This is a genomic window from Caballeronia pedi, assembly GCF_001544915.2.
Lineage (GTDB): Bacteria > Pseudomonadota > Gammaproteobacteria > Burkholderiales > Burkholderiaceae > Caballeronia > Caballeronia pedi.
The window spans coordinates 243,711-256,295 of record NZ_FCOE02000006.1; the positions used below are offsets into that span (position 1 = coordinate 243,711).

The following is a 12,585-nucleotide window of genomic DNA, read 5'->3' on the forward strand; positions in this document are numbered from 1 at the left end:
GAGCGTTCCCCTTCGCTAATGTCAGTGAAACCGATGATGTCAGTGCTTGACGATGTAGAGGTCCTTGCTGCTGTAGTGATCCATCGGGTTCTTCAGCGAGTAGCCGCCGACATAGCTCTTCACGAGACGCGGCAAGCCGTATTGCAGCAGCGGCAGCATCGGATAGTCGTCCATCACGATCTTTGCCGCCTGGGTCTGCAACTGCGTGCGCTTCGCGAGATCCGTCGTTCCGGCCGCTTCCTTGATGAGCGCGTCGGCCTTCGGGCTGCAGTTGAAGTTGTCGTTCTGCTCCGACTTGCATTGCACGAGTGTGAGGAAGGTCGTCGCGTCGTTGTAGTCGGCCACCCAGCCGTTGCGCGCGATCTGATAGTCGCCGCTATGACGCTTCTTCAGCAGCACCTTGAACTCCATCGACTCGATTTCCATCGTGAGGCCGAGCTTGGTCTTCCATTCCGACGCGACGAAGATCGCCATCTTCTTGTTGTAGTCGCTCGTGTTCATCGCGAAACGCAGCTGCGTGCCCGGCTTCACGCCCGCCTGTTCCAGCAGCTTTTTCGCTTCTTCGATGCGCTTCGCCATCGGCCACGTCGACCATTCGTAGTTCGATACGTCCGCGCCGCTTACGCCCTTCGGCAGCAGTCCGTACAGCGGCGTCTGGCCGTCGGCGGTCACGCGCTGCGCGAGCAGATCGCGGTCGATGACCATCGAGAGCGCCTTGCGCACGCGCACGTCCTTCAGCAGCGGATCGCGATTGTTGAAGCTGTAATAGCGCGTGCCGAGAATCAGCGAGTTGCGGATGTCCTTCGGGAATTGCTGGCTGTACTTCGCGTACGTGCCTGTCGGCAACTGATACGTCATGTCGTTTTCGCCGGACTGGAACAGCTTGACGTCGGTGTTTTCGTCCTCGACCGGCAGATAGGTGACCTGCGTCAACTGAACGTTCGTCTTGTCCCAGTAGTTCGCGTTCTTCGTCAGCACGAGCTTGCTGTTGACCTGCCAGTCCTTGAGCTGAAACGCGCCGTTGCTGACGAGGTTGCCCGGCTTCGTCCACTCCTTGCCAAATTTTTCTACCGTCGCGCGATGAACGGGGCCGAAATTCGGATTCGACATCAGTTCGGGCAGGAACGGCACGAGACCGTCAGTTTTGACTTCGATCGTGTTCGCGTCGATGGCGCGCATGCCGAGCGCGCTCGCCGGCTTCTTGCCCGCGACGATATCCGCGCCGTTTTGCAGGAACGGACCAAACACGCTCGCATACGACGACGCCGTTTTCGGGTCGACGAAGCGCTGGCTGCCGTAGACGAAATCGTTTGCGGTGACGGCGTCGCCATTGGACCAGCGGGCGCTCTTGCGCAAGTGGAAGATCCAGGTCGTCGAGTCCTTCTGCTCCCACTTGTCCGCGACACCCGGCACCACTTTTCCGTCCGAATCGGTGGCGGTCAGGCTCTCGAACAGGTCACGCGCGACGTTGGCCGCCACGACGGTTTCGACCAGCGCAGGATCGAGCGTCTCGACCTCGGAGCCGTTGTTGCGCACGAGTTCCTGCTTCGCGGCAAGCGTGACGCCGGACGGCACGATGGCGGCCGTCGCGTGCAATGCGGACAGCGAGAGCAGCGCCGCTGCGGCGGCGAGCTTCGTGCGTTGGATCGATGCGTGGGGAATGGCAAAAATTGTCATGGGGGATCCTCCTTCCTAGTCTCGTTTAACGCTTGTAACTTTTCGTTGTCCTTGCGGACGTTCGCGGTCTTCGTGCCTCGGCTGTTTATCTCGATCGGGATAAACAAACCGCGCTCGAAATTAGCAAAGCTAACGAAAAGCTTTCTGATTTCTGTCGGTGCGCTGCGGTCACGCACACGCGGGACGCGCGTCCGACGCAGGTTTTCTTACGCAGACGCTTTCTTTCGCGCTTCAGGCTGGCGGCGAGTATTTCGCATCAATAAGACGGATGCCACTCACATGTGCTTATAGACACTAAATTTTTCGAATACTCGTTCAATTTGTTGGTTAGACGCACTTGTGAGCGCCTGGCAGGCGCACAGGGTTGCGGCACCAAGTGCTTGTTTCCTATAAGATTGCGTCGCCTTTTTCGACTTTGCGCAAGATGATCCGTTTTCGCCAGATCGAGGCTTTTCGCAGCCTCATCATGACCGGCACCAGTGTCGGCGCAGCAAAAAAACTCCACGTGACGCAACCCGCGATCAGCCGTCTGATCGCCGATCTCGAAGCCGATCTCGGTTTCAGCCTGTTTTCGCGCATCGGCGGCCGCCTCAATCCGACGACCGCCGGGCTGCGCTTCTACAAGTCCGTCGAGGAGAATTTCCTCGGGCTGGAACGTCTGAAGCAGGTCGCCGACATGATCCGCGAGGAAGCCTCCGATGGCCTCACCGTCGCATGCATGCCCGTGCTCGCGACGACGCTCCTGCCGCCCGTGCTCGCCGACTTCACCGAGCGCCACCCCGGCGTGCCGATCAGGGTCGATTCGGTGAAGGTGCCCGAGGTGCTCGTGAACCTGCAGAACCACAAGGCCGATATCGCGCTGAGCCTCGCGTTCCCGGCAGTCGCGGGCATCGAGGTGGAGACGCTGCTGAAGGCGCCCGCGTCGTGCGCGATGCCCGCGACGCACCGGCTCGCAAAAAAGAAAATCGTGCGTCCGGCCGACTTGCGCGGCGAAAAGCTCATCGGCTGGCTGCCCAATTCGCGCCAGCCCTACGAGGCCGAGCAATCGCTGATTTCATCGACGGAAGACCGGCCGCGCTACACCGTCTTCACCGACACGGCCCACACGCGCTACGCGATGGTCGCGGGCGGGCTCGGCATCTCGATCGTCGAGCCGTTCGCAGCGAAGGTCTGGCGCCCCCACGGCGTGGTCGTGCGGCCGTTCGAGACCGACATCGAGTATGAATACGTGCTGTCGTATCCGAGCAGCGGCATCCGTTCGGATCTCGTCGCGTCGTTCCGGGATTCGGTGAAGCGAATCGTCGAGCATTATTCGTTTGACGCCCCGGGGGACGCCCCGGAAGAGGTTCTTCTCGCCGCGGACTGACACGCCCATACTCTCGCTTGTTGCCAATCCTCATCCACACGGAGCACTCATGCACGATCTGAAAGGCAAATCGATCCTCATCACGGGCGCGAGCACCGGCATCGGCGCGGCGGCGGCGCGCGCGTTCGCGCAGTACGGCGCGAATGTCGCGGTGCACTACAACAGCTCGAAAGACAAAGCCGAAGAAGTCGCGAAGGACGTGCGGGCGCTCGGCGTCACGGCGATCACGGTCGGCGCGGACGTGCGCGATTCGAAGGCGATCGACGCCGCCGTCGCGCAGGTGGTCGACAGCTTCGGCAAGATCGACGTGCTCATCAACAACGCGGGCAGCCTCGTGAAGCGCGAGCCGATCGCCTCCGTGAGCGACGAACTCTTCGACGAGATCATGCACATCAACGCGCGCTCGGTCGTCGCGTTCACGCGCGCGGCGCTGCCGTCGCTGCGCGAGGGCGGCGGCGGCTCGATCATCAACGTGACGTCTGTTGCGGCGCGCAACGGCGGCGGCCCGGGCGCGCTGCTTTACGCGGCCTCGAAGGGCTTCGTCAGCACGATCACCAAGGGCATGGCGAAGGAGCTGATGCCCGATCGCATCCGCGTGAACGCGGTCGCGCCCGGCGTGATCCAGACGCCGTTTCAGGAGCGTTTCACCTCGCCGGAACAACTGGAGTCGTTCCGCAAGTCGATTCCGATGGGCTTTATCGGCGAGCCCGACGACTGCAGCGGCGCGTTTCTCTATCTCGCGTCCGAAGCGATGTCGCGCTATGTGACGGGACAGATCATCGACGTGAACGGCGGTCAGCTGATGCCGTGATTCTTGCGCGGCGTGCCGCATGGTATATAAACGTCTGGTCTTTCGTCGCAGATAACACAGGAGAACGCAGGAGATGTCCGTGAACCAGAAACCGCGCTTCCGCTCCCTCGCGCTCGGCGCCTTCGTCGCGTCGGCGCTCATGACGGCGGGATTCGTCGAGACCGCGCCGGCCTACGCGAAAACCGCCGACAGCCAGCCGCAGGTCCTCACCGCGTCGGCCGTCGCGGTGGCCGACAAATACGCCGCCGATACCGCCGAGCAGATCTTCAAGCTCGGCGGCAATGCGGTCGATGCGGCCGTCGCGATCGCCTTCACGCTCGCCGTCACCTATCCCGAAGCGGGCAATATCGGCGGCGGCGGCTTCATGACGCTCTACGTCGATCATCGTCCGTACTTTCTGGACTACCGCGAGCGCGCGCCGCTCGCCGCCACGCGCAACATGTATCTCGACGACAAGGGCGAGGTCATCAAGGGCATGAGCCTGTTCGGGCATCGCGCGGTGGGCGTGCCCGGCACCGTCGACGGCATGTGGGAAGCGCAGAAGCGCTTCGGCAAGCTCAAGTGGAAGCAGGTGCTCGCACCGGCCATCAAGTACGCGCAGGACGGCTTCGTCGTCGACGATCAACTGGTCAAGCGCCGCGACGACGCCTCGAAGGACTTCGCCGGCAAGACCAACTTCGATCTGTATTTCGGTGGCATGAAGGCGGGCGAAGTCTTCAAGCAGCCCGATCTCGCGAAGACGCTGCAACGCATCGCCGACAAGGGCTCGAAAGGCTTTTACGAAGGCGAGACCGCCGATCTGATCGCGAAGTCGATGGAAGGTCACGGCCTCATCACCAAGCGCGACCTGAAGGACTACAAGGCCGTGTGGCGTCAGCCGATCACCGCGAGCTGGAACGGCTACCGCGTGATCACCGCGCCGCCGCCGAGCTCGGGCGGCATCGGCCTCGTGCAGTTGCTGAAGATGAAGGCGGATATCAAGGACAAGTTCCAGAACGTGCCGCTCGATTCCGCGCAGTACATCCACCTCGTCGCGGAAATCGAGAAGCGCGTGTTCGCGGATCGCGCGCAGTATCTCGGCGATCCCGACTTCTACAAGGTGCCGGTCGCGCAGCTCATCAACGACGACTACATCCTGAAGCGCGCGCAGGAAGTCAATCCGGACGAGCCTTCGGACACCAAGAGCGTGCAGCCGGGTCTCGGCACGTCGATGCCCGAGAAGGCGGAAACGACGCATTACTCCGTCGTCGACAAGTGGGGCAACGCGGTCTCGAACACGTACACGATCAACGGTTACTTCGGCGCGGGCGTGATCGCGGACGGCACCGGCGTCGTGCTCAACGACGAGATGGACGACTTCGCGTCGAAGCCGGGCGTGCCGAACATGTTCGGCGTCGTCGGCAGCGATGCGAACTCCATCGCGCCGAAAAAGCGCCCGCTTTCGTCGATGACGCCGACCATCCTCACGAAGGACGACAAGGTCGCGATGGTGATCGGCACGCCGGGCGGCTCGCGCATCTTCACGTCGATCTTCCAGGTCATCACGAACGTGTACGACTTCGAGATGCCGCTCGCCGAAGCCGTGGGCGCGACGCGCTTCCATCATCAACTGCTGCCGCCGAACACGATCTATCAGGAGCCGTATCATCAGCTCGACCCCGAGGTCGTGAAGCAACTCGAAGCGAAGGGCTACAAGTTCACGATGCAGGGTTTCAACGGCGACATCCAGGCGATCCGCATCGACGGCGACAAGCCCGAACCGATGTCCGACCCGCGCGGACGCGGCGTGTCGCGCGTGATTCAATGATGCGGCGCACAACGCCAATCGCGTAAAATCGCGCCCTTGGCCGGACTAGGCGTTTGCCCTAGTCCGGCCTTCTTCCGGTCTCGCGAGAGCCCCGCCCCGCGCGGGACTCGCCCCATATAAGCCCCTCGGCATGACCGGCATGTTTTTCATGGGATTGGACCCCGCGTTCTGTTCCCCTAGTCTCTGTCCTGACCGAGTGCAGCCGCTAACGCCCGTCACTCGGCACCATCCAGAACTACATACGAGACGACCCTGACGACGGACCCGCAGTGCCCGACGTGCTGATGCGCGGCGCACGGAGTTTCGTTTCAGCGTGCTGATAAAGGAGCAGTCATGTTGGAATCCTCCGCCCAGCAGCTTGGCGATATCGACATCACCCCCACAGAACGAGAGGACAACGTTCCGTCCGGAAACAGCGGTTTTCTCGATCGCTACTTCGGCATTTCCAAAACCGGCAGCACCCAGAAGGTCGAAGTCGTCGCGGGCGTCACGACGTTCCTCGCGATGGTCTATTCCGTCTTCGTCGTGCCGGGCATGCTCGGCAAGGCGGGCTTCGACACCAGCGCGGTGTTCGTCGCCGTGTGTCTCACGACCGCGTTCGGCTCGCTGCTGATGGGCGTCTGGGCGCGTCTGCCGATCGCGATCGGCTGCGCTATTTCGCTGACCGCCTTCACGGCGTTCGGGCTCGTGCTCGGCAAGGGCCTCACGCCCGCCATCGCGCTCGGCGCGGTGTTCCTGATGGGCGTCGTGTTCACGGCGATTTCCGTCACCGGCGTGCGCTCGTGGATCCTGCGCAATCTGCCGACCGGCGTCGCGCACGGCACGGGCATCGGCATCGGGCTGTTCCTGTTGCTGATCGCGTCGAACGATGTCGGCCTGATCATCAAGAATCCCGCGCCCGGCATGCCGGTCTCGCTCGGGCACATCACGGCCTTTCCGGTGCTGATGTCGGTGCTCGGCCTCGCGGCGATCTTCGGTCTGGAGCGCCGGCGCGTGCCGGGCGGCATCCTGCTGGTGGTGATCGGCCTGTCGGTGATCGGCCTGATGTTCGATCCGTCGGTGCGTTATCACGGCGTGTTCGCGTGGCCCGCACTGTCGGCGCCGGGTCATGCGTCGCTGATCGGCGCGATGGACATCAAGGGCGCGCTCTCGATGGCCGTATTGCCGAGCGTGCTCGCTCTCGTGATGACCGCCGTGTTCGACGCGACCGGCACGATCCGCGCCGTGGCCGGCCAGGCAGGCCAGATCGACAAGAACGGGCGCATCGTCAACGGCGGCCGCGCGCTGACCGCCGATTCGCTCAGCTCGATCTTCTCGGCCTGCTTCGGCGGCGCGCCGGCGGCGGCCTACATCGAATCGTCGGTGGGCGTGGCGGCGGGTGCGAAGACGGGTCTGGCGGCGACGGTCGTCGGCGTGTTGTTCCTCGCGGTGATGTTCCTCTCGCCGCTCGCCGCACTCGTGCCGTCCTACGCGACCGCTCCGGCGCTGATGTACGTCGGCCTGCTGATGCTCGGCAACGTCAGCAAGCTGCACTTCGACGACACCGTCGACACCATGTCCGGTCTCGTCTGCGCGGTGTATATCGTGCTGTCGGCGAACATCGTGACGGGCATCATGCTCGGCTTCACGACGCTTGTGATCGGCCGGATCGTCGCGGGTGAATGGCGCAAGCTGAATGTCGGCACGGTGGTGATCGCGGTCGTGCTGGCGGTGTTCTACCTCGGCGGCTGGGCGATCTGATCGACGGCTGCATCGCTTGAAACGCAAACGGCGCGCTGCCCGAAAGGACAGCGCGCCGTTTTCATTGCGCGGCTACTTCGACGTCAGCGCGACAGCGCCCGTCTCCAGCAACGACTTGAGATTCGACAGAATCTTCGGCCAGCCGCCCGACACGGCCTCGATGAACGGTTTGCTCTCGCTCACATGCGTGACGGTGAGTTTCACCGCTTCGCCCTGCTGCTCCAGTTCGTAGGTGCAGCGCGAATACCCCGCGTCTTTCAGATCCTCGCGAAATTCGTTGCGCCACTTCAGCACGAGGCGCCTGCCCGGCTCGGCTTCGAGCACCTCGCCGGCATCCGCGACGCGTCCATCGGAAAACAGCATCTTCCATGACGAGCCGGCCTGCCAGTCGGATTCCTGGTGCATACCGAACCAGTATTTCCGGACGAATTCCGGTGTCGTCAGCGCTTCCCATAGCTTTTCCGGCGTCGTGCGGATGTAAGTGACATACACGAACGTGTCGCTACTCATGATCGTCTCCTTCAAGCGTGCGTTTCAGGTCGGACAAAGCGTCCAGGCGCGGACGCTCGAACTTGCTGATCCAGCGTTGCGCAATCTCGTGGATCGGCACCGGATTGAGGAAATGACGCTTCTCGCGCCCGTGGCGCTGTGTCGACACGAGATTCGCGGCCTCGAGTATCGCGAGATGCTTCGACACGGCCTGGCGCGTCATGCGAAGGCCGTCGCACAGATCGCCGAGCGTCTGACCGTTCTCCGCGTGCAGCCGGTCGAGCAGTTGCCTGCGGCTCGCGTCCGCGAGTGCGCGAAATACCGAATCGTCATCCATGAACGCATTATGCAACCATATGGTTGCATGTCAAGCGGCTTCGATCATTGAAACGGACAGCGTATAAACGACAACGCCCCGGAAGCCTTTCGCTTCCGGGGCGTTGCTTGATGCCCTTGACCGGGTTTGCGTCGCGCGCTGCTTACTTGCGGCGATACGATTCGACGAGAATCTCGCAGTTCTGCAGATGCAGTTGCAGCGCACGGTTCCACTCGCGACGCACCGCAGCCTTCGAAGCGCGCAGCCAGGAACCGAACGAAACGAGCAGGGATTGTTGAGCGGTGGTTTTCATGTGCGCCTCAGGGTAAGTAGCTAGGGGATAACCCTGACTATACGCTTTTTACGCTGCATTGCAACAACTTCTCAAAAATGCAACAGGGTATTCCCTAGGTTGGCCGGTCAATTTTGCCGCGGCGCGTCCGGCGCGAGTTGCACGCCTTTCTTGAAGATGAAGCAGCCGTAGCCGCGCGATTCACCGGTTGCGATCACGCAATACGCCTGCTTCGCGCGCTCATAGAACGCGAAACGTTCGATCGACGCAAACGGCACCGCGCGGCCTTCAGCGGCGTCGACTTCGCGTTGTGCTTCGCGCTGCACGGCGGGCAGCGCGGCGGCGTCGCCGACGACTTCCATGCGCTCGGCGGGATGATCGACGAACGTATCGAGCGGCAACACCGACAGCACTGCCTGCACCGCGCGCGGCGCATCGACGCCGTCGAGACGCAGCACACGCCCAAGCACCGTCTGGCGCGCGACGGAATCGGCGGGAAAGTTGGCGTCGCAGATCACGACTTCGTCGCCGTGGCCCATCGCGCAGAGGGCGTGCAGGATGTCGGCGTTGAGCAGCGGATCGATGTTCTTCAGCATGTTTTCTTGTTCTCCATGACGTGAAACCGGCCGAACCTATGGTAACCGCGCGGCACGGCTAGGGCACGAGCAGGTCGCCCGTGCGTGCCGCGTCGCGGCCTGCGATGCGCGCGACCAGCATTCCCGCCGTCGCGAAGCGCGTCCAGTGCCGCGCGTACAGCACGCCTTCGGTTTGCGCGACGAGCGGCACGAGCCGGTCATCGAGCGGATCGAGCACTTCGGCGATGATGTCGTCCGCGCGCACCGTCTCGCCAATCTCCCGCCGATGCAGAATCACGCCCGATATCGGCGCGTGCACGTACTCGCATCCGGCGAGCGGCGTCGCGGGATGACGCAGCGGCGGCGGCTCCGGCGCCTCGCCCGCGATCATGCCGATCTGCGTCAGATAGTCGACGATCGCCTGCGCATCGCGCGCCGCCAGGTCATGCGACACGTCGCGCACACCGCGCAGTTCGAGCGTAACCGGCGTGGTGCCCATCGGAATCGGAAAACGATCGCCGAACGCGCCGCGCAGATAGCGCCACGCCGACGCGCACGCCTCGTCGAACGGCTCGCCGCCGGACACATCCGCGAGCAATTGCGCCGCGCAGCCGAGATGGCGCGCGAGCGGCTCGATCGTGGGCCACGCGTCGGGCGTCGTATAAAGATGCGCGACAGCTTCCCAGTCGCAATGCAGGTCGATGACGAGATCGGCATCGCAGGCGAGCTTCATCAGTTCGATGCGCTGCGATTCGAGCTCGGACGCCGCCCGCAGCGCCGACAGATGTCCACGCAGCGCGGCGCGAACGAGCCGCGCGTTGTGCGCTGCGTCGCCCGTCAGGCGATGCTTCAGATCGAGCGCCAGTGCGGGCCCGAACTCGGGAAAGCGCCGGTTGAAGTCCTGCCCCGAGCGCAGTTCGAAGCGGCCCATCTGCGCGCCGAACCAGTGTTGATTCAGCCCCGCCGGATTCGCGACCGGCACGAGCACGACGCGCGCGGTCAGCCGCCCTTCCGCTTCCAGCTCGGCGAAGCGCCGCTTCAGATACCACGCGACGACCATGCCGGGCAATTCGTCCGCATGCAGCGACGCCTGGATGTACACCTTGCGCGATAGCTCGCCGTCTTGCGGACCGAAGCCGTAACTCGTGATCGCGCGCTGAGTGCCGAGCGCCGCGCCGACGAGCCGATGATGATGAACCTGCATCTTCGAAAATCTCTCATCGAAAAGAAAAGGCATCGCGCGCGATGCCTTTCCGGTCGAATGCGTCGGAAAAAACGCTTACTGGATCGAGATGTCCGTCTCGAAGTACTTCGCCATGATGCGCTTGAACGTGCCGTTCTTCCTGATCTCGGCAAACGCGCTGTTCAGGCCGTTCTTCAGATCGGCGTCGCCCTTGCGCAGGCCGATGGCCGTGCCCGGACCGATGATCGCGCGATCCTCGACGATCGGACCGACGAGCGCGAACGGCTTGCCCTGCGGCTTCTTCAGAAAGCCGATGGCGGCTTGCGCGGCGTCGGTGAACATCGCGTCGATGCGGCCCGCGACGAGATCGGCCTCGACCTGTTCCTGATCGCCGTAAGGCACGACCGTCACGCCCTGCGGCTCCCACTTCACTTTCGCGAAACGCTCCTGCACCGTGCCCTGCTCCACGCCGACGCGCTTGCCCTTCAACGCCTGCGGCGTCGGCAGGATGCCCGAACCGGCGCGCGCGACGAGCTGCGCGTGAGTATCGTAGAGCGGATCGGTGAAATCGATCTGCTTCAGGCGCTCTTCGGTGATGCCCATGTCGGACAGCACGGCGTCGAACTTGCGCGCCTTCAGGCCGGGAATCATGCCGTCGAAATTGTTTTCGACCCACACGCACTTGACCTTCATCTGCGCGCACAGCGCATTGCCGAGATCGATATCGAAGCCGGCGAGCTTGCCATCGGCCTGCTTGGATTCGAACGGAGGATAGGACGGATCGACTGCAAAGCGGATTTGCGTGATCTCTTTGGCTTGCGCGGAAAACGAAACAGCGGTGAGCGCGGCCAGCAACGCCAGCGACGCGGACTTCTTGAATGACATGCTTTTCCTTCGTGACTTTCGATGAGACGGCGAAACGTCGCGCGACGGCATGTGAACCGTCGCGCGAAAAACCGGGAATGGTAACAAAACCACACGGTTCGCCGCACGACGCCGATCAAGGCACGACCGAAAGAAACAGGAAAGCCGCAAAAATCACGAGATGCACGACGCCTTGCAGCACCGTCGAGCGCCCGGTGCCGAGCGTGATGACGGACACGAGCAGCGTGAGCGCCAGCATGACGATTTCCTTGGGCGCGAGCCCGAGCGAGATCGGCTGGCCGATGACGATCGATACGACCGCGACCGTCGGAATCGTCAGGCCGATGCTCGCGAGCGCCGAGCCGAGCGCGAGATTCAGGCTCGTCTGGAGGCGGTTCAGGCGCGCCGCGCGCAGTGCCGCGAGCCCTTCGGGCAGCAGCACGAGCGCCGCGATCACGATACCGACGACCGCTTCCGGCGCGCCCGCCGCCGCGACGCCCGCCTCCACCGCCGGCGACAGGAGCTTGGCGAGCCCGACCACCGCCACGAGCGACAACATCAGGAAGCCGAGCGCGAGCCACGCTTCGCCGTTGCTCGGCGGCGGCGCATGCGGCGCCTCGTCTTCGTCCAGTGCGCCCGCCACGACCGGCGGCGTGAAGGGCAGGAAATAATCGCGATGGCGGATCGTCTGCACGAACACGAAGGTCACATACAGCACGAGCGAGATCACGCCGACGAAAATCAACTGCGAGGTAGACAGCCCGGGACCGACGACCGTGCTCGTGAAGTTCGGCAACACGAGCGTGAGCACGGACAGCGCGCAGAGCATCGCGAGCGCGGCGCTCGCACCTTGCAGCTGAAAGTCCTGCACGTGATGCCGCAAGCCGCCGACGAGCAGACACAAGCCGACGATCGCGCCGCAGCAGATCATGATCGCGGCGAACACGGTGTCGCGCGGCAGGCCGGCTTTATCGGGTCCGCCGGAGAGCATCACCGAGACGATCAGCGCGACCTCGATCACCGTGACCGCGATCGCCAGCACCAGCGTGCCGAACGGCTCGCCGACGCGATGCGCGACCACTTCGGCATGATGCACGGCCGCGAACACAGCGAACGCGAGCGCGACGGCCGCGAGCACGATCAGCGCGGTGCTCTGGAACGTCGCGGTCGCGCCGAGCACGACGAGCGCGAGGATCGGGGTTAGAAGGGTCCAGTCCAGCTTGAATTTCATCGGCGCTCCGGGCGGATCGGGTGAAGGGGATCGTCGGCTCATGCGAGGTGGCCGCAGGTCTGCAAAGCGCGCCGAATGCGTCGGACCCGCTCGAACGCCGGGCGTGCGAAGAGTTTGCCGCGACAAACGGCCGCAAACCGCCGCAATAAGGCCGCAGCCCATCGGCATGATAGCGAAAACGCGGCCGGCCGCGCGTTCGAAGCCGTGCGAGAACGTCAGCGGGTGAATCTATCG

12 protein-coding genes are annotated in these 12,585 nt (G+C 63.6%); 4 read left to right on the forward strand and 8 right to left on the reverse strand.

The features are described from left to right. Positions 1-39 precede the first annotated feature (39 nt). Positions 40-1,677 carry a peptide ABC transporter substrate-binding protein gene (locus AWB80_RS12125; RefSeq protein WP_061174891.1) on the reverse strand — a complete coding sequence of 546 codons (1,638 nt, stop codon included), beginning with the start codon at positions 1,675-1,677 and terminating at the stop codon, positions 40-42. Positions 1,678-2,101: 424 nt separating this feature from the next. Here AWB80_RS12125 and AWB80_RS12130 point away from each other — a divergent pair, with 424 nt between their 5' ends. The 4 genes from AWB80_RS12130 to AWB80_RS12145 all read left to right on the forward strand — a co-directional run bounded on the left by AWB80_RS12130 (position 2,102) and on the right by AWB80_RS12145 (position 7,401). Then, positions 2,102-3,043, forward strand: a complete 942-nt coding sequence (locus tag AWB80_RS12130) for a LysR substrate-binding domain-containing protein (protein ID WP_061174892.1) — start codon at positions 2,102-2,104, stop codon at positions 3,041-3,043. A 49-nt stretch (positions 3,044-3,092) separates the two neighbouring features. Then, positions 3,093-3,854 (forward strand): SDR family NAD(P)-dependent oxidoreductase, encoded by a 762-nt coding sequence (locus AWB80_RS12135; RefSeq protein ID WP_061174893.1) that lies wholly within the window; start codon positions 3,093-3,095, stop codon positions 3,852-3,854. Positions 3,855-3,993: 139 nt separating this feature from the next. After that, complete coding sequence (ggt, locus tag AWB80_RS12140) at positions 3,994-5,661, forward strand: gamma-glutamyltransferase (RefSeq protein ID WP_425266848.1); 1,668 nt, start codon at positions 3,994-3,996, stop codon at positions 5,659-5,661. Positions 5,662-5,994: 333 nt separating this feature from the next. Next, on the forward strand, positions 5,995-7,401 hold the full coding sequence (locus AWB80_RS12145) for an NCS2 family permease (protein ID WP_096031977.1): 1,407 nt from the start codon (positions 5,995-5,997) through the stop codon (positions 7,399-7,401). Positions 7,402-7,473: 72 nt separating this feature from the next. On the opposite strand, the gene AWB80_RS12150 is transcribed toward AWB80_RS12145, so the two are convergent. From AWB80_RS12150 to AWB80_RS12175, 7 genes are all read right to left on the reverse strand, one after another. Beyond that, positions 7,474-7,911 (reverse strand): SRPBCC family protein, encoded by a 438-nt coding sequence (locus tag AWB80_RS12150; RefSeq protein WP_061174895.1) that lies wholly within the window; start codon positions 7,909-7,911, stop codon positions 7,474-7,476. Then, positions 7,904-8,227: an ArsR/SmtB family transcription factor gene (locus AWB80_RS12155; RefSeq protein ID WP_061174978.1), complete on the reverse strand. Its 324-nt coding sequence runs from the start codon at positions 8,225-8,227 to the stop codon at positions 7,904-7,906. Before AWB80_RS12155 ends, AWB80_RS12150 begins: the two co-directional genes overlap by 8 nt. A 142-nt stretch (positions 8,228-8,369) precedes the next feature. Continuing rightward, positions 8,370-8,519 carry a hypothetical protein gene (locus AWB80_RS43935; RefSeq protein ID WP_160147434.1) on the reverse strand — a complete coding sequence of 50 codons (150 nt, stop codon included), beginning with the start codon at positions 8,517-8,519 and terminating at the stop codon, positions 8,370-8,372. 107 nt (positions 8,520-8,626) lie between these two features. Further along, complete coding sequence (locus tag AWB80_RS12160) at positions 8,627-9,094, reverse strand: RbsD/FucU family protein (protein WP_061174896.1); 468 nt, start codon at positions 9,092-9,094, stop codon at positions 8,627-8,629. 58 nt (positions 9,095-9,152) lie between these two features. Further along, complete coding sequence (locus tag AWB80_RS12165) at positions 9,153-10,277, reverse strand: succinylglutamate desuccinylase/aspartoacylase family protein (protein ID WP_061174979.1); 1,125 nt, start codon at positions 10,275-10,277, stop codon at positions 9,153-9,155. Between the two features lie 75 nt (positions 10,278-10,352). After that, complete coding sequence (locus tag AWB80_RS12170) at positions 10,353-11,141, reverse strand: ABC transporter substrate-binding protein (protein WP_061174897.1); 789 nt, start codon at positions 11,139-11,141, stop codon at positions 10,353-10,355. A gap of 115 nt (positions 11,142-11,256) precedes the next feature. Continuing rightward, the gene (locus AWB80_RS12175) at positions 11,257-12,351 is read right to left on the reverse strand and encodes a calcium:cation antiporter (protein ID WP_061174898.1); all 1,095 of its coding nucleotides are present in this window, start codon (positions 12,349-12,351) and stop codon (positions 11,257-11,259) included. Positions 12,352-12,585: the final 234 nt, after the last annotated feature.